General features: G+C 70.1%; 14 protein-coding genes, 1 tRNA gene and 1 pseudogene. 10 read left to right on the top strand and 6 right to left on the bottom strand.

All coding sequences use genetic code 11. The features are described from left to right. Positions 1–182: 182 nt before the first annotated feature. Both ACWD68_RS36755 and ACWD68_RS36750 read right to left on the bottom strand, forming a co-directional pair. Complete coding sequence (locus tag ACWD68_RS36755; protein ID WP_451810805.1) at positions 183–908, bottom strand: FMN reductase; 726 nt, start codon at positions 906–908, stop codon at positions 183–185. Continuing rightward, a complete protein-coding gene (locus tag ACWD68_RS36750) occupies positions 905–1,996 on the bottom strand; it encodes an LLM class flavin-dependent oxidoreductase (protein ID WP_451810804.1) in 1,092 nt (363 codons plus the stop codon). The genes ACWD68_RS36755 and ACWD68_RS36750 overlap by 4 nt, the downstream gene beginning before the upstream one ends. 104 nt (positions 1,997–2,100) lie before the next feature. Here ACWD68_RS36750 and ACWD68_RS36745 point away from each other — a divergent pair, with 104 nt between their 5' ends. Beyond that, positions 2,101–2,916 (top strand): DUF6597 domain-containing transcriptional factor, encoded by an 816-nt coding sequence (locus ACWD68_RS36745; RefSeq protein WP_451810803.1) that lies wholly within the window; start codon positions 2,101–2,103, stop codon positions 2,914–2,916. 79 nt (positions 2,917–2,995) lie between these two features. Further along, positions 2,996–4,429: an MFS transporter gene (locus ACWD68_RS36740; RefSeq protein ID WP_451810802.1), complete on the top strand. Its 1,434-nt coding sequence runs from the start codon at positions 2,996–2,998 to the stop codon at positions 4,427–4,429. Here ACWD68_RS36740 and ACWD68_RS36735 read toward each other — a convergent pair. Then, positions 4,426–5,316 carry an NADP-dependent oxidoreductase gene (locus ACWD68_RS36735; RefSeq protein ID WP_451810801.1) on the bottom strand — a complete coding sequence of 297 codons (891 nt, stop codon included), beginning with the start codon at positions 5,314–5,316 and terminating at the stop codon, positions 4,426–4,428. The genes ACWD68_RS36740 and ACWD68_RS36735 overlap by 4 nt on opposite strands. Positions 5,317–5,438: 122 nt before the next feature. Between ACWD68_RS36735 and ACWD68_RS36730 the strand changes: the two genes are divergently transcribed. Continuing rightward, on the top strand, positions 5,439–5,852 hold the full coding sequence (locus ACWD68_RS36730; protein WP_451810800.1) for a winged helix-turn-helix transcriptional regulator: 414 nt from the start codon (positions 5,439–5,441) through the stop codon (positions 5,850–5,852). Here the strand turns inward: ACWD68_RS36730 and ACWD68_RS36725 are convergent. Together ACWD68_RS36725 and ACWD68_RS36720 are read right to left on the bottom strand one after the other, a co-directional pair. Next, a complete protein-coding gene (locus ACWD68_RS36725) occupies positions 5,825–6,322 on the bottom strand; it encodes a MarR family winged helix-turn-helix transcriptional regulator (RefSeq protein ID WP_451810799.1) in 498 nt (165 codons plus the stop codon). The genes ACWD68_RS36730 and ACWD68_RS36725 overlap by 28 nt on opposite strands. Before the next feature lie 427 nt (positions 6,323–6,749). Then, a complete protein-coding gene (locus ACWD68_RS36720; protein ID WP_451810798.1) occupies positions 6,750–8,060 on the bottom strand; it encodes a sensor histidine kinase in 1,311 nt (436 codons plus the stop codon). A 166-nt stretch (positions 8,061–8,226) separates the two neighbouring features. Here ACWD68_RS36720 and ACWD68_RS36715 point away from each other — a divergent pair. The 7 genes and pseudogenes from ACWD68_RS36715 (at position 8,227) to ACWD68_RS36685 (ending at position 13,885) form a co-directional block, all read left to right on the top strand. Next, positions 8,227–9,090: pseudogene (locus ACWD68_RS36715) on the top strand (hypothetical protein). Positions 9,091–9,101: 11 nt separating this feature from the next. Then, positions 9,102–9,172, top strand: a tRNA-Gln gene (locus tag ACWD68_RS36710). A gap of 117 nt (positions 9,173–9,289) precedes the next feature. Beyond that, positions 9,290–10,738, top strand: coding sequence for a bifunctional UDP-N-acetylglucosamine diphosphorylase/glucosamine-1-phosphate N-acetyltransferase GlmU (gene glmU / locus ACWD68_RS36705; RefSeq protein WP_451810797.1), 1,449 nt, complete (start codon positions 9,290–9,292; stop codon positions 10,736–10,738). 130 nt (positions 10,739–10,868) lie between these two features. Then, complete coding sequence (locus ACWD68_RS36700) at positions 10,869–11,843, top strand: ribose-phosphate diphosphokinase (protein ID WP_451810796.1); 975 nt, start codon at positions 10,869–10,871, stop codon at positions 11,841–11,843. Positions 11,844–12,004: 161 nt separating this feature from the next. Further along, on the top strand, positions 12,005–12,598 hold the full coding sequence (locus ACWD68_RS36695) for a 50S ribosomal protein L25/general stress protein Ctc (RefSeq protein ID WP_451810795.1): 594 nt from the start codon (positions 12,005–12,007) through the stop codon (positions 12,596–12,598). A 73-nt stretch (positions 12,599–12,671) separates the two neighbouring features. After that, entirely contained in the window at positions 12,672–13,283 is a 612-nt protein-coding gene (gene pth / locus ACWD68_RS36690) for an aminoacyl-tRNA hydrolase (RefSeq protein WP_351547569.1), read from the top strand. A 104-nt stretch (positions 13,284–13,387) separates the two neighbouring features. Continuing rightward, complete coding sequence (locus ACWD68_RS36685; RefSeq protein ID WP_451810794.1) at positions 13,388–13,885, top strand: hypothetical protein; 498 nt, start codon at positions 13,388–13,390, stop codon at positions 13,883–13,885. A 124-nt stretch (positions 13,886–14,009) separates the two neighbouring features. On the opposite strand, the gene ppc is transcribed toward ACWD68_RS36685, so the two are convergent. Continuing rightward, positions 14,010–16,742: a phosphoenolpyruvate carboxylase gene (gene ppc / locus ACWD68_RS36680; protein ID WP_451810793.1), complete on the bottom strand. Its 2,733-nt coding sequence runs from the start codon at positions 16,740–16,742 to the stop codon at positions 14,010–14,012. Positions 16,743–17,025 lie beyond the last annotated feature (283 nt).

Here is a 17,025-nt window from a genome sequence, read left to right as displayed (position 1 = left end):
GCTGGATCAGACGTGAGTCTGGACGCGAGCCGCTGCTCGATCCGAACGTAAGCGACGGACATCAGGGATGTACCGGCACGGCCCCTCCCGCGCAAGATCCAGCCCCTCCGGCGTTTGAGGAGCGGGGTCTGGGGCGGAGCCCCAGGTACGGGACGGGTAGGGGCGGAGGGGGCGAAAACCCGCTACCCCCGCAGCGCCGCGAGCTGCTCCTCGAAGGGGACGACCCGGAAGCCGTCCTGGCGAAGCGACCTGGCCGCCTGGGCAGGCACGTCGGACGCCACCCGGGCCGGGGCATCACTCCGGGACTCGGACGGCGCCGGGGCCTGGACGCCGGCCACGGACTCGGACGGCGCCGAGGCCGGGGCCGAAGAACTGGACGCCGGCCGACCCGTCAGGGCGGACATCAGCGCCGCCAGTTCCCCGGCCGCCCGCTCGATCCGCTCGGCAAGCCCCTCCGCTCCCCAGTCCTCCGAAGCGGCGTACACCCCGGTCGGCACGATCACCGCCCGCAGATACGCGAACAGCGGACGCAGCGCGTGTTCGAGGACCAGCGAGTGCCGCCCGGTCCCCCCGGTCGCCGCGATCAGCACGGGCTTGCCCGCCAGCACGTCCTTGTCGAGCACGTCGAAGAAGGACTTGAACAGTCCGCTGTACGAGGCGGAGAACACCGGCGTGACGACGATCAGTCCGTCCGCCGAGGTCACGTCGTCGATCGCGGCGGACAGCGCCCGCCCGGGAAAGCCGTTGGTGAGGTTGTGCGCGATCTCGACGGCGAGGTCGCGCAGTTCGACGACCCGCAGGTCCACCGTGCCGGACACCCGGCCGGCGGTCGCCGCCGCCAGCCGGTCGGCCAGCAGCCGCGTGGACGACGGAACGCTCAGCCCCGCCGAGACGACGACGAGCTTCATGCGACGGTCACCTCTTCCTTGGCGGCGGCCACCCGGGCCGCGTGGGTCGGCGCGTCCGGCACATCGGCCGGCCGCCCCTTGGCGAACTCCTCGCGCAGCACCGGTACGACCTGCTCGCCGAGGAGGTCGAGCTGCTCCAGGACGGTCTTGAGCGGCAGCCCGGCGTGGTCCATCAGGAACAGCTGGCGCTGGTAGTCACCGGCGTAGTCGCGGAACGCCAGCGTCTTCTCGATGACCTGCTGCGGCGAGCCGACGGTCAGCGGGGTCTGCTCGGTGAAGTCCTCCAGCGAGGGCCCGTGGCCGTAGACCGGCGCGTTGTCGAAGTACGGCCGGAACTCCCGTACGGCGTCCTGCGAGTTGGGCCGCATGAAGATCTGGCCGCCGAGGCCGACGATCGCCTGCTCGGCCGTGCCGTGCCCGTAGTGCGCGTACCGCTCGCGGTAGAGCTCGACCATCCGCTTGGTGTGGTCGGCGGGCCAGAAGATGTTGTTGTGGAAGAAGCCGTCGCCGTAGTACGCGGCCTGCTCGGCGATCTCCGGCGAGCGGATGGAGCCGTGCCAGACGAACGGCGGGACACCGTCCAGCGGGCGCGGCGTCGCGGTGAACGACTGGAGCGGCGTACGGAACTTGCCCTCCCACGTCACCACGTCCTCGCGCCACAGGCGGTGCAGCAGGGCGTAGTTCTCGACGGCGAGGTTGATGCCCTCCCGGATGTCCTTGCCGAACCAGGGGTAGACAGGCCCGGTGTTGCCGCGGCCCATCATCAGGTCGACGCGGCCGTCCGCGAGGTGCTGGAGCATCGCGTAGTCCTCGGCGATCTTCACCGGGTCGTTGGTGGTGATGAGCGTCGTGGACGTGGACAGGACGAGCTTCTCGGTCCGCGCGGCGATGAAGCCGAGCATGGTCGTCGGGGACGACGGCACGAACGGCGGGTTGTGGTGCTCGCCGGTCGCGAAGACGTCGAGGCCGACCTCTTCCGCCTTCTGCGCAATGGCGACCATGGCCTTGATGCGCTCGTGCTCGCTCGGCTCCCGGCCCGTGGTCGGGTCCGGAGTCACATCGCCGACGCTGAAGATCCCGAACTGCATGGTCGCTCACTCTCCATGTTGTTGATTGTTCAACTATATCCTTCGAACCATCACCCCGCCCCAGGTATTCCGCGACTGTCAGCACCCCGCCCTACGATCCCCCCATGGCCGCCCCACGCCGTGACACCCGAGGCATCGTCGACGCCGCGGAACTCTTCGCGCGCGTCCGCTTCCGCCGCCACGAGCCCGCCGAGCCACTGCGCCCCTACCTGGAGCACTACTGGCTGATCGACTGGGACCTCACCCAGCCGTACGCCTCGCACGTGGTCCCCCACCCCTCGGTCAACATCGTCTTCCAGCGGTACACGGGACAGGACCCCTTCGGCGAGGTCGCCGGCATCGGACTCGACCTGTTCACCCAGAAACTGGAGGGGCGCGGCAGGGTGTGCGGGATCCAGTTCCGCCCGGGCGGCTTCCGCCCCTTCGCGCCCAGCCGCCCCCTGTCGTCCCTCACCGGGCAGCGGCTCCGCCTCCCGGAGGTCCTCCCCGGCTCCGGGAGCGCCGTCGCCGGCGTCCTCGACCCGGACGACGAGCGGGCCCGGGTGGCCGCCCTCGACACCTTCCTCCTGGACCTGGACCCGCGGCCGGACCCGCAGGCCGGCCTCGCGACGGCCCTGGTCGACCGCATCCGCACCGACCGCACGATCCGCCACGTCGGCGAGTTCGCCGAGGCACAGGGCCTGACGGTCCGCGCCCTGCAACGCCTCTTCTCCGCGTACGTCGGCGTCGGCCCGAAGTGGATCATCCTGCGCTACCGCATCCACGAAGCCCTGGAGCGCGCCGAGACCTCCGAGGCGGTGAACTGGGCCGCCCTCGCCGCCGACCTCGGCTACGCCGACCAGGCCCACCTGGTCCGGGACTTCACGGCGACGGTCGGAGTCCCCCCGGCGGCCTACGCGAGCGGCCACCAGCCTTCCTGACCCCTCGCGGCCCCCGCACCCACCACCTCTCCGGCAAAACACTTGACGGGGCCGCACCTCATGCCCGACATTTATCTGCGTGACACAGACACTGCATGACACACATGAATCCGGGCACCCGCCTCCTCATCCGCCCGCCCGCACCCGCTGGGCGATCCTCGGCGTCGTCCTCGCCGCCGACGTCCTGGATCTCCTCGACGGCACCATCACGAACATCGCCGCCCCGACCATCGCCCACGACCTCGGCGGTGGCACCGCCCTCATCCAGTGGCTCGGCGCGTCCTACGCCCTCGCGCTCGGCGTCCTGCTCGTCCTCGGCGGACGGCTCGGCGACAAGTACGGCCGCCGCCGGCTCTTCCTGACCGGCCTCGCCGGCTTCACCGCTGCCTCGGTCGCCTGCGGCCTCGCACCGACGCCGGAAACCCTCGTCGCCGCCCGCCTCGCCCAGGGCGCCTTCGGCGCGCTCGTCATTCCGCAGGGCTTCGGCATTCTCGGCGCGACCTGGCCACGGAACGAGATCGGCAAGGCGTACAGCCTGTTCGGACCGGTGATGGGCCTGTCCGCCGTCGGCGGCCCGATCCTCGCCGGACTCCTCATCGACGCCGACCTGGCCGGCCTCGGCTGGCGCTCGATGTTCCTCATCAACATCGCTCTCGGCGGCGCCGCGCTCCTCGCCGCCGCCCGGCTCCTCCCCCGCGACACCGGCGACCGCGCGACCACCGTCGACGCCCCCGGTTCCGCACTCCTCGGCGCCACCATGCTCGCCGTGCTCACCGGCCTCATCCAGGGCTCGGCCCACGGCTGGACCGCACTCCCCGTCCTCCTCCTGGTCGCCGGCCTCGCGCTCTTCGCCGCGTTCTGCCACCGCCAGCGCACCGCGCCCAGCCCCCTGATCCGGCCGTCCCTCCTGCACAACCGCGGCTTCACCTCGGGACTGCTCCTCGGCATCGTCTTCTTCGCCGCGGTCGCCGGCCTCCTCTACGTCGTCTCCCTCTTCCTCCAGCAAGGACTCGGCCGCTCCCCCGCGGCTGCCGCCGTCGCCCTGATGCCCCTGTCGGCGGGCATCGTCATCGCCTCGATCGCCTGCTACCGCCTGATCGCCCGCCTGGGCCGTCGCCTCGTCCTCATCGGCTTCCTTGTCACGCTCGCCGGGACCGCCCACCTCCTCACCCTGGTCGCCGTCTCCGGCACGGACACCGGAAGCTGGGCCCTGGTCCCCCCGCTGCTCGTCATCGGTCTGGGCATGGGCGCCTGCTTCGGCTCGCTCTACGACGTCACCATCGGCGACATCGCGCCCGAGGAGGCCGGAAGCGCGGGCGGCTCGCTCGGCGCGGTCCAGCAGCTCGCCAACGCGATCGGAGCCGCCGCCGTCACCAGCGTCTACTTCCGGACCGGCGGCGGCGAGACCCACGCCACCACCGTGAGCCTCACCGTCGTCGCGGCCATCACCCTCCTGTGCTGTCCCCTCGTACGCCTGCTGCCGCTCAAGGCACCGGACGAACAGCACCACTAGGGAACGAGGACCAGCCGGCCCCGCAGCCCGCCCCCCGCGAGCCGCGCGTGCGCCTTGACGACCTCGTCGAGCGCGTATGTCTCGGCGACCCGGGTCGTCAGCACCCCCTCGTCGACGAGCGCCACCAGCTCCGCGAGCCGGGCCCCGTCGGCGGCGACCTCCACGGCACCGGTCCGCACTCCGCGCACGGACGCCGGGTGGGCCCCCGGGATGACTCCCACGAAGGCACCTCCGTCCCGCACCCACTCCAATGCGTCCGCGCCGAGGATCGCCGCGTCCAGCACCGCGTCCACGCTCCCCGGAGCCACCGCGCCCGAGACGAACCGGTCGGCACCGAGGGACCGTACGAGCTCCTCGTCGCCCTGCCGGGCCAGCGCGGTCACGTGCACGCCGAGCCGGGCGGCGAGCTGCACGGCGTACCCGCCGACCGCCCCCGCGGCCCCGGTGACCAGCAGCTTCCGGCCCGGCTCCAGCTCCAGCGCGTCGAGTGCCTGGGCCGCGGTCAGGGCGTTGAGCGGCAGGCTCGCCGCGTGCACCGCGTCGACCGAGCGGGGCGCCGCGGCCACCGCGCCGGTGTCGACCACCACGTGATCGGCGTGCGTGCCGAGGGGCTTGGCGGTCCCGTAGGCCAGCGCCACCACCTCGTCGCCCACACTCCATCCCGAGGCGACCCCGACCGCGTCCACGACACCGGCCACGTCCCAGCCGAGCCCCAGCCGCTTCCCCGCGCCCCCGAAGACACCCGAACGCACCCCGGCGTCCACGGGATTGACCCCCGCGGCCGCCACCTTGATCCGCACCTGCCGGGCCCCCGGCTCCGGCACGGCGACCTCGACGATCTCGACGGCTTCCGGACCACCGAACGACGTCACAACCGCTGCACGCATCCCAGCTCACCCCATCAGTAGGTCATCCACGGGTCTCTTTCCCGATGCAACAACCCTAGGAAGAGTTACTATCCATTGGTAAGTAGGCACCTGAAGGTGCGTACGTCACCCGGAGGTGAGTCATGGCGACCACGACAGCGGCCCAGCGGCGCCAACAGGCCCGTGTCGAGTACGACGCGTTCATCAAGAGCTGCCCCACCAACCAGCTCCTGGACCGCATCAGCGACAAGTGGGTCAGCCTGATCGTGAGCGCGCTCGCCGGCACGGGCGGACCGATGCGCTACAGCGACCTCGGCCGCAAGATCGCCGGCGTCAGCCCCAAGATGCTGACGCAGACGCTGCGTTCACTGGAGCGCGACGGCATCGTCTCCCGCACGGTCACCCCGTCCGTCCCGGTCCGCGTCGACTACGAACTCACGCCGCTGGGCGGCAATCTGAGCTGCCTGCTCACCGCCGTCAAGGACTGGGCGGAGCACCACATCGAGGAGGTCGTCGAGGCACGCGAGCGCTACGACGCCTCGTCCGAGGCCGCCTGAAACTCCCCGGACCGCAACCGCGCGACCTGCCCGGCACTGAAGTCGACCGTGCGCCGCATGTGCCCGATGATCAGGGCGACTTCATCGTCGTCGAGCCCGTCGAACAGGCCGTACCAGCCGCCGCCCAGCCGCTCCCACATCCGGCCGAACTCGGCGATCTTCTCCGGCACGGTCGCCACCAGCACCCGCCGCCGGTCCACCACATCGCGCTCCCGCACGACATAGCCCGCCTTCTCCAGCCGGTCCACCAGCCGCGTGGCCGACCCGGTCGTCAGCCCCGTCATCTCGGCGATCCGCCCGGTGGTCACCGGCCCCGCCTCCAGGCTGAGCAGATTCACGCACTGCACATCCGTCGGATGCAGCCCGACATGGTCGGCGAGGGCCTGGTTGAACAACGCGTACGAGGCCATGTACCGCCGCGACACGACCGCCAGCTCCCCCAGCAGCCGCTCCCGCGCTTCCCCAGCCATACCGGCCCCTTCCACCGCACCAACGGAAATCGTACGTGCGCCGTCCGGCGGCCAACCAGGCTCCCCGGAATCCGGCGTTCACATGGCCCCCGCATGATTGCCGGCCCCCTGGGGCTCCGCCCCGGACCCCGCTCCTCAAACGCCGGAGGGGCTGGATCTTGCACCCGCAGTGAAAAGCGTGCCGGGGCCGCGCGCAGCCACGAATCACCCGCAGTCGGCAGCGCACGGGAGGGGCCGTGCCGGTACATCCCAATGTCCGTCGCTTACGTTCGGATCGAGCAGCAGTTCGCACAGGTAGCCCACGTCTGATCCAGCGGCGACGGACCGGGATGTACCGGCACGGCCCCGACCCACCCACCGAACCCGCACCCACACCCGGGAACCGCCGAGGCCCCCGCCCGCGAAGCCACCCGGGAACCCCGGACGGCTACGCCGGTATCACCGCCGACACCCGAAACCCACCCGCGTCCGTGGGCCCCGACACGAACACGCCCCCCAACGCAGCCACCCGCTCCTTCATCCCCAGCAACCCGTTCCCCCCACTGGGCAACCGCACCGACGACCCCGCCCCCACCTCCGGCGGACACTCGTTCTCCACCTGCATCGCGATCTCGGACACCCGATGCGCCACCCGGACGTACGTCTTCGCCCCCGCCGCGTGCTTGTGGACGTTCGTCAACGCCTCCTGCACCACCCGGTAAGCGGTCTGCTCGACCTCCTGGGCGTACGCACGCGTATCCCCCTCGACCGACAGATCCACGACCATCCCCGCGGCGGCCGACTGCCCGATCAGCTCATCGATCTCCGCCAGACACGGCCCCTCACCGGCCCCGAAATCGCCCGCGGCCCGCGACGCCGCGGCGGCCGCGGCCGCCCCCACCGCCGCAAGCGGCACCGACGGAACCCGCGCGCCAAGCCCGTCCCCCGTACGCAGCACGCCCAGCATCTCCCGCAGCTCCGTGAGCGCCTGGCGCCCCATGTCCCCCACCAGCGCCGCGTTCTTCACGGCCTTCTCGGGATCCTTACGGGCGATCGCCTGAAGGGCCGCCGCGTGCACGACCATCAGGGAGACCCGATGCGCGACGACGTCATGCATCTCGCGCGCGATCCGGGTGCGCTCCTCGTTCCGCGCCCACTCCGCCCGCTCCTCCGCCCGCTCCGCGAGCAGCTGCAACTCCCGCTCCAGCGAGTCCGCCCGCTCCCGCAGGCTCTCCATCAGCCGCCGCCGCGCCCCCATGTACAACCCGAGCAGCACCGGCGGCGCGGTCATCCCGATCGCCGTCGTGATGGAGGCGAACGGGACCAGCCAGTCCCCCATCGGCACATCCCCGCGCACCACACCCTGGTGCGCCCGGACGAACGTGACGATCAGCATGCCGGCGAAGGACATCCCCGCCAGCGCCCCGATGATGCGCCGCGGCAGCTCGGACGCGGCGAGCGTGTACAGCCCGACGAGTCCCATCAGGTAGCCCATCTGGGCGGGCGTGATCGCGATGGACACCAGGACGACCGCGATCGGCCACTTCCGCCGCACCAGGAGCACGGACCCGGCGATCACCCCGAAACCGACGCCCACCGGAACGGGCAGTCCCGCGTCGTGCGCGAACCGGACTCCTTCGCCGCCGCACTCCACCGCGGACGCCAGAGCGAGCCCCGCGTCCAGCACCGCGCTTCGCCATCCGACCCACCACCACGGCCCGGTCCCGGCCGCGGTGTGCTCTTCCCCCGTCGTGGTCATGACTCCAGCCTACGGTCGCCCCCGGTCCATTTCCGGTGAGTTTTGCCTACTGGCCTACACCACACCCCACCCTCGAACAGAAGCGAAACCTGCCGATATACCTCGAACTGCTGAATCGATCACCGTTCGACCCCGGAAGCCCACATTCCGGCCGGACGGTATGCCTATGGCACATTCATCGAGCAAGTACGCGGATTTCGGGACCTTGCGAGAACAAGCGGTGACCCTGCGCCGGGCGGGACTCAGCCGCCGCCAGATCCGCGACCGACTGCACATCTACAACAACGACATCCTCAACCGTCTTCTCCAGGGCGAGCCGCCCCCGGACTGGACCAGGCGCCCACGAGCGAAGGACGATCTCCGCGACAGGGCCCACGAGCTACGCGTCCAGGGGTGGACGTACGACCGGATCCAGATCGAACTGGGCTGCTCGAAGAGCTCGATCTCACTGTGGGTACGGGATCTGCCGAGGCCGGAGCGGAAGAAGCGGACCCGGGAGGAGGCTTCGGCGATCGCAAAGCGCGGCTGGGAGGCCACGCTGCACGGGCAGGAGGAGGAGCGTCGGCAGACCAAGCATCTCGCGGCCGAGGAAGTCGGTGCCATGACCGACCGAGAGCTCTTCCTCGTAGGCGTGGGCCTCTATTGGGCCGAGGGATCCAAGAGCAAGCCCTACCGCCGACAGGAGCGCGTCGTCTTCGTGAACAGCGACCCGGACATGATCACCGTCTTCCTGGCCTGACTGCACCTGCTCGGCGTCGAGCGGGAACACCTTCGGTTCGCGGTGCACATCCATGAGACCGCCGACGTGACAGCCGCCGAGGGGTTCCGGGCGAAGCACGTCGACATCGAGACGGCCGACCTCCTCAAGAAGCACAATCCAAGGACGAACCGCAAGAACACCAAGGAGGGTTACCACGGCTGCCTTCGAGTCGGCGTGCGCGGCGGCGCCGACTTGTACCGTCGCATTGAAGGCTGGTGGTACGGCATAGTGTTGTCCGCACGCGAAGCCGATGGGTCAAATCGGACATAGCGCGTAGACCATCCCGGGTCGTCTAATGGCAGGACAAATGGTTTTGGTCCATTGAATGAGGGTTCGATTCCTTCCCCGGGAGCCTCCAGAGGACGGGCCCTGACAGCACTGTCAGGGCCCACTCTCATGTCCCTCCTGATTCGCCCCGGTATCCTGCGGATGTCCACACCCCAGCATCCGAAGCCGAAGGGCATACCCCGTGAGCGCCAATCGCCCGGCAGCCGTCGTCGTTCTCGCAGCGGGTGAGGGCACCCGTATGAAATCGGCCACACCCAAGGTCCTGCACGACATCTGCGGACGCTCCCTCGTCGGTCATGTACTCGCCGCCGCTCGCGAGTTGGACCCCGCGAACCTGGTCGTGGTCGTGGGGCACGCCCGCGAGCAGGTCGTCGCGCACCTCGCGGACATCGACCCGGGCGTCCGGACCGCGGTACAGGCCGAGCAGAACGGCACCGGGCACGCCGTACGGATGGGCCTCGAGGAGCTCGGCGACCGTGTGGACGGCACCGTCGTGGTGGTCTGCGGCGACACCCCCCTGCTCAGCGGCGAGACCCTGCGCGCGCTCGCCTCGACCCACGCAGCCGACGGCAACGCCGTCACCGTGCTGACCGCCGAGGTCCCCGACGCCACCGGTTACGGCCGCATCGTGCGGGACGGCGCCAGCGGCGCGGTCACCGCGATCGTCGAGCACAAGGACGCGAGCGATTCACAGCGCGCGATCCGTGAGATCAACTCGGGTGTCTTCGCCTTCGACGGGCAGCTGCTCGCGGACGCGCTCGGCAAGGTCCGCACGGACAACAGCCAGGGCGAGGAGTACCTGACGGACGTCCTCGGCATCCTGCGCGAGGCCGGGCACCGCGTCGGCGCCGCCGTCGCCGCCGACCACCGCGAGATCGCCGGCATCAACAACCGTGTGCAGCTCGCCGAGGCGCGCCGCATCCTGAACGACAGGCTGCTCACCGGGGCCATGCTGGCCGGCGTCAGCGTCATCGACCCGGCGACGACCTGGGTCGACGTGACGGTCACCTTCGAGCAAGACGCGATCGTGCACCCCGGGACGCAGCTGCAGGGCGCCACGCATCTCGCCGAGGGCGCCGAGGTGGGGCCCAACTGCCGTCTGAAGGACACCCGGGTGGGGGCCGGCGCCCGGATCGACAACACGGTGGCCGTCAGCGCCGAGGTGGGTCCGCGGGCGACCGTGGGGCCGTACGCGTATCTCCGTCCGGGGACGCGGATCGGCCCGAAGGCCAAGGTCGGTACGTACGTCGAGACGAAGAACTCGTCGATCGGCGAGGGCACGAAGATCCCGCACCTGTCGTACGTGGGGGACGCGACGATCGGCGAGTACTCGAACATCGGTGCCGCGAGTGTCTTCGTGAACTACGACGGGCAGGACAAGCACCACACGACGATCGGCTCGCACTGCCGTACGGGTTCGGACAACATGTTTGTGGCTCCTGTCACGGTCGGGGACGGCGCGTACACCGCGGCGGGCTCGGTCATCACCAAGGACGTGCCGCCCGGTTCGCTGGCCGTGGCCCGAGGCCAGCAAAGGAATATCGAGGGCTGGGTGGCTCGCAAGCGTCCGGGAAGCGCGGCGGCGAAGGCCGCGGAGACGGCTTCCCGGGGGACGGAAAGCGAAGGCTGACCGGAAAGCGGCACGTCTGGGACGGCGTACCGTGATAAGTGCACACCCGCACCCCAGCTGAGAAGGCCTCTCGCAACCCAGCTGAGAAGACCTCTCCGCCCACTGAGAAGACCTCTGAGGAGACAGTGCTGTGACCGGGATCAAGACGACCGGCGAGAAGAAGATGATGTTCTTCTCCGGCCGCGCCCACCCCGAGCTTGCCGAGGAGGTCGCCCACAAGCTGGGTGTCGGGGTCGTCCCGACGAAGGCCTTCGACTTCGCGAACGGCGAGATCTACATCCGCTACCAGGAGTCCGCCCGCGGCGCCGACTGCTTCCTGATGCAGAGCCACACGGCCCCCATCAACAAGTGGATCATGGAACAGCTGATCATGATCGACGCTCTGAAGCGGGCCTCCGCGCGGAGCATCACGGTGATCGTGCCCTTCTACGGTTACGCCCGTCAGGACAAGAAGCACCGTGGACGTGAACCGATCTCGGCGCGTCTGATCGCGGACCTGATGGCGACGGCCGGTGCGGACCGCATCCTCACGGTCGATCTGCACACGGACCAGATCCAGGGCTTCTTCGACGGACCGGTGGACCACCTGTTCGCGCTGCCGATCCTCGCCGACTACGTGGGCGCCAAGGTCGACAAGTCCAAGCTCACGGTCGTCTCCCCCGACGCCGGCCGGGTGCGTGTGGCCGACCGCTGGTGCGACCGTCTCGACGCTCCGCTGGCGATCGTGCACAAGCGCCGCGACAAGGACGTCGCCAACAAGGTCACCGTCCACGAGGTGGTCGGTGACGTGAAGGGCCGCGTCTGTGTGCTCGTCGACGACATGATCGACACCGGTGGCACCATCTGCGCCGCCGCCGACGCGCTGTTCGCGCACGGCGCGGAGGACGTCATCGTGACGGCCACGCACGGTGTGCTCTCCGGTCCGGCGGCCGACCGTCTGAAGAACTCCAAGGTCAGCGAGTTCATCTTCACGGACACCCTGCCGACTCCGGGCGAACTGGAGCTCGACAAGATCACGGTGCTGTCGATCGCGCCGACCATCGCGAACGCGGTGCGTGAGGTCTTCGAGGACGGCTCGGTGACGAGCCTGTTCGAGGAGCAGTAGAGATCCTTTTGGGTGTGGCCTCCCCTCCGAGTAGACTCCTGGAGTTGCTCGGCGAGGGAGGCCGCACTTTTTTGTGCGGCGGTCCGTTATCGACGCGCTCTTCGTAGCAGGCCGATGGTTTGGCCGGGTGACCTCTTTCCCCAGATCTACGAGGAGTGAACATGTCCGAGGTCAAGCTCGCCGCCGAGACCCGCAACGAGTTCGGCAAGGGCGCCGCCCGCCGCATCCGCCGTGAGAGCAAGGTTCCCGCGGTCGTCTACGGCCACGGCACCGAGCCGGTTCACATCACGCTGCCGGGCCACGAGCTGCAGCTCGCCCTGCGTACCCCGAACGTCCTGCTCACCCTGGACATCGAGGGCAAGACCGAGCTGGCGATCCCGAAGGCCGTCCAGCGTGACGCCATCAGGGGCAACCTCGAGCACGTCGACCTGCTCCTCGTGAAGCGCGGCGAGAAGGTCACCGTCGAGGTCTTCGTGCAGACCGAGGGCGAGCTGGCCCCGGGCAGCTTCCTCGTCGAGAACGTGCTGAACACCCTGACGGTCGAGGCCGAGGCCACCCACATCCCGGAGTCGGTCACCGTCTCCATCGCGGGCCTGGAGGCCGGCGCCTCCATCCACGCCAAGGACATCAAGCTCCCCAAGGGCACCACGCTGGCGATCGACGAGGACGCGGTCGTCATCCAGGTCCTGTCGGCGCAGGCCGAGGAGCCGGCCGCCGAGGGTGACGCCGCGGGCGACGCGGCCGCCGAGGCCTGATTCCCCGGAATCTCTTCATCTGTGTCAGCCGCCGCTCCTGTCAGGAGCGGCGGCTGCCGCGTATCAAGGACATATGGGAGACACGGACGTGACGACCGACGCCAACGCGCCCTGGCTGATCGTGGGCCTCGGCAACCCTGGCCCGGAGTACGCCATGAACCGGCACAACGTGGGCTTCATGGTGGCCGATCTGCTGGCGGAGCGGGTCGGCGGAAAGTTCAAGCGGGCGGGGAAGGCGCAGGCGCAGGTGATCGAGGGGCGGATCGGGCCGCCCGGTCCGGCGAACCGCCGGGTGATCCTGGCCAAGCCGATGTCGTACATGAATCTGTCGGGTGGTCCGGTGACCGCGCTGCGGGATTTCTACAAGGTGCCGACGGCGAACATCGTGGCGGTCCATGACGAGCTCGACATCGACTACGGCGTGCTGCGGCTGAAGCTGGGCGGCGGCGACAACGGCCACAACGGGCTGAAGTCCATGACGAAGGCGATGGGCGCGGACTATCACCGGGTGCGGTTCGGCATCGGGCGCCCTCCGGGCCGTATGCAGGTCGCGGATTTCGTGCTGAAGGACTTCGCGTCGGCGGAGCGCAAGGAGCTGGACTACTTCGTGGACCGGGCGGCGGACGCGGTGGAGTGTCTGGTGATCGAGGGCCTGGAGCGGGCGCAGGGCACGTACAACTCCTGAGGGAGGCCCGGGGACGGGCCGGCGGGACGATCCGGCGGGCGATGTACTCGTACAACTGCCGACTTGTCCTCCGTCGGAGTTGACCAAGCGCGTGGCCATGGCCAATGATCCCCGCCATGCGTGCCGTCACCTCCAGTCAGAGCGCGTACGCGGCGCTGCGGTTCGGGCAGCTCGCGGTGATGGGCGTGGTGACCGGGCTCATCCTGATCGCGGGCGTCTGGGCCTCCTGGGGCACCGCGCAGCACGTCATGCTCGGCAAGGGCCGGGAGCACGGCACGATCGAGGTGTCGGCGTGCTCGGACGAAACGTGCACGGGGCCGTACACGCCGGCGTCGCACGGTTCGCGGGCGCGGGCCCGGGTCGTCATCGAGCAGTCGGTGGCGGTGAAGAAGGGCCGGACGTACACGGTCACGGTGAAGCCCGGCAGCGACGAGGTCGTACGCAGCGGTCCTGCCGGTCTGCTCTACGCCTGGATCCCTCTCGCCGGTGCTCTGCTGCTGGCCTCGGTGGTGGTCGCGGGCGGTCTGCGGCTGACGCGGACGGCGTGGCTGATGGCGGGGACGGGGCTCGCGCTGCTGACGCTCACCTTCGTGGCCCTGTAGGCACCCCGCACCTGGCCCTGACCCTGCGCGGGTCCGGAGCATGAAGGCGCCCTCCGCGCTCGTACGGGTACGAGCGCGGAGGGCGCCTTCGCGCATGCTCAGCCGGTGTCGCGTGGCCCTCTGCTCAGCCGGTGTTGCGCAGTCCCGCCGCCACTCCGTTGACCGTCAGGAGCAGGGCCCGCGAGAGCAGCGGGTCCGGGTCCTGGCCGGCCGCGGCCTCGTCGCGCTGGCGCTTGAGGAGGGCGACCTGGAGGTAGGAGATCGGGTCCAGGTAGGCGTCGCGGATGGCGAAGGTCTGCTGGAGCACCGGGTGGGTGTCGAGGAGCTTCTCGCCGCCGGTGATGCGCAGCACCTCGCGCACGGTGAGCTCGTGTTCGGCCTCGATGGCGGTGAACACGTGCTTGAGCTCGTCGGGGACGAGGATGTCGACGTAGTGGCGGGCGATCCGCAGGTCGGTCTTCGCGAGGGTCATCTCGACGTTCGAAAGGAAGTTCCGGAAGAAGTGCCACTGCTCGTGCATCTCGTCGAGCACGGTGTCCAGGCCGGCCTCGCGCAGCGCCTTGAGGCCGGAGCCGACGCCGAACCAGCCGGGCACGATCTGCCGGGACTGGGTCCAGCCGAAGACCCACGGGATGGCGCGCAGTCCGTCGAGCGAGACGCCCGAGCCGGGGCGGCGGGAGGGCCGCGAGCCCAGGTGCAGGTCGGCGAGCTGGTCGACCGGCGTGGAGGCGAGGAAGTACGTCGGCAGGTCGGGGTCCTCGACGAGCCGCCGGTAGGCGGAGTGCGCCGCGTCGGAGACGACGTCCATCGCCGCGTCCCAGCGTGCCAGTGCCTCGTCGGACTGGCGGGGCGCGGTGTGCAGGGCGGACGCCTGGAGGGTCGCGGCGACCGTGAGTTCGAGGTTCTCTCGGGCCAGCGAGGGGACCAGGTACTTGTCGGAGATGACCTCGCCCTGCTCGGTCACCTTGATCTCGCCCTCCAGGGTGCCCCAGGGCTGCGCGAGGATCGCGTCGTGCGAGGGGCCGCCGCCGCGGCCGACGGTGCCGCCGCGGCCGTGGAAGAGGCGCAGGCGTACGCCGTAGCGGTGGGCGACGTCGCGCAGGCGGCGCTGGGCGCGGTGGATCTCCCACTGCGAGGTGGTGATGCCGCCGAACTTGGAGGAGTCGGAGTAGCCGAGCATGACCTCCTGGACGTCCCCGCGCAGCGCCACCAGGCGGCGGTACGAGGGGTCGGAGAGCATGTCCTCCAGGATCGTGTCCGCGGCCTTGAGCTCGTCGGTGGTCTCCAGGAGCGGGACGATGCCGATCTTCGCCCAGCCGGCGTGCAGGTCGAGCAGTCCGGCCTCGCGGGCCAGGACGGCGGCGGCGAAGACGTCGTCGGCGCCCTGGCACATCGAGATGATGTACGACTCGATGACCTCGGGCCCGAAGATCTTCAAGGCCCGCTTGACGGTCTCGAAGACGCCGAGGGTCTTCTGGCCGGCGGCGTCGAGCGGCGCGGGGGTCGGGCCGAGCGGGCGCCGGGACCGCAGTTCCTTGGCGAGGAGCTTCGCGCGGTAGTCGCGCGGCATGTCCACGTAACGCCACGACTCCTCGCCGAGGCGGTCGAAGAGCTGGCCGAGGGCGTGGTGGTGGGCGTCGGCGTGCTCGCGTACGTCCATGGTGGCGAGCTGGAGGCCGAACGCGGCGAGGGTGCGGATGGTGCGGTTCATCCGGCCGTCGGCGATGAGGCCGCCGCGGTGCTCGCGCAGTGAGGTCTGGATGAGGGTGAGGTCGCGGAGCAGCTCGGCGGTGCCGAGGTAGTCGCGGCCGTCCTCGTGGGGCGTGCCCTTGGCCAGGCGCTGCTTGGTGTTCTCCAGCTTCTGCCGGATGCAGGTGGCCTTGAGGCGGTAGGGCTCCTCGGCGTTGAGGCGCTTGTAGCGGGGGCTGATCTCCGGCAGGCGTTCCAGGTCGCTCTGGAGGGATTCCAGCAGGTCTTCCGTGGCGCCGGTGTAGCGAATGGAGTTCGACAGGAAGCCGCGGAGTTCGTCGATGAGTTCCAGGGCGTCGTTGATGCCGTGCTCGTGCTGGAGGATCAGGACGTCCCAGGTGACGTCGGGGGTGACGTTCGGGTTGCCGTCGCGGTCGCCGCCGATCCAGGTGCCGAAGGTGAGGGGCCGGGTCTCGTCCGGGAGGACGACTCCGACGCGCTCGAGTTCGGCGGTGAGGTCCTCGAGGACGTCGCCGACGGCTCCGGCGTGCAGCTCGTCCAGGTAGTAGATGGCGTTGCGGGCCTCGTCGGCGGGCTCGGGGCGGACGACCCGGAGCTCGTCCGTCTGCCACACCAGGTCGATGTTCTCGGCGAGGCGGGTGTCGTAGCGGCGGCGGTCGGCCTCGATGACCGGGGTCTCCAGGAGCGCGGCGATGCGCCGCAGCTTGTTGAGGACCGAACGCCGGGCCGCCTCGGTGGGGTGGGCGGTGAACACCGGGCGGACGTTGAGGTTCTTGACCGTCTGGCGCAGGTGCTCAGGGTCGGCGTCCTTGAGCCGGTCGGCCGTACGGGCGAGGAGGCTGCCCTCGGCGGCGCGCTTGGCGCGCAGTTCGCGGCCGCGGTGCACCTGCTCGGTGACGTTGGCGAGGTGGAAGTACGTCGAGAAGGCGCGGACCAGCTTGGCCGCGGTCTCCAGTTCGGTGCCGCGCAGCAGCTCGGCGGCTGCCTCACCGTCCTCGCGGGTCAGGCGGCGGACCTTCTCGACCAGTTCCAGGAGCTCGGGGCCCTCCTGCCGAACGAGGGTCTCACCGAGCAGATCGCCCAGGCGGCGGATGTCGGCGCGCAGCTCGCTGCTGGTCGTCGTGGTCTGGTCGTCGGCACTGCTCACAGGTGCGGCTCCTTGCAGTGTTGAAGCTCGTCTGAAGAGTGGGGAATCTCGTCTGAAGCTCGTCTGGGAGGGAACCCGGGTGGCGACCGCGCGCGGCGGGTGCCGCTTAGGGAGGTGGCATCCGGGAAGAAATCAGAACGGACCGCGCTGTCCGACCGACTCCAAGGATAGGTGTCCTCGCGGACGCGCAGGCTCTCGGGCTCTTGCCGCCGGGCGACGCGCTGACATACTTACGACGCCGTAGGTTACGGACCCGTAGGGATTCCCGTCGGACGACGAGGGA

Source organism: Streptomyces sp. NPDC005141 (assembly GCF_053599975.1).
This window is presented reverse-complemented; position numbering and strand designations above follow the sequence as displayed.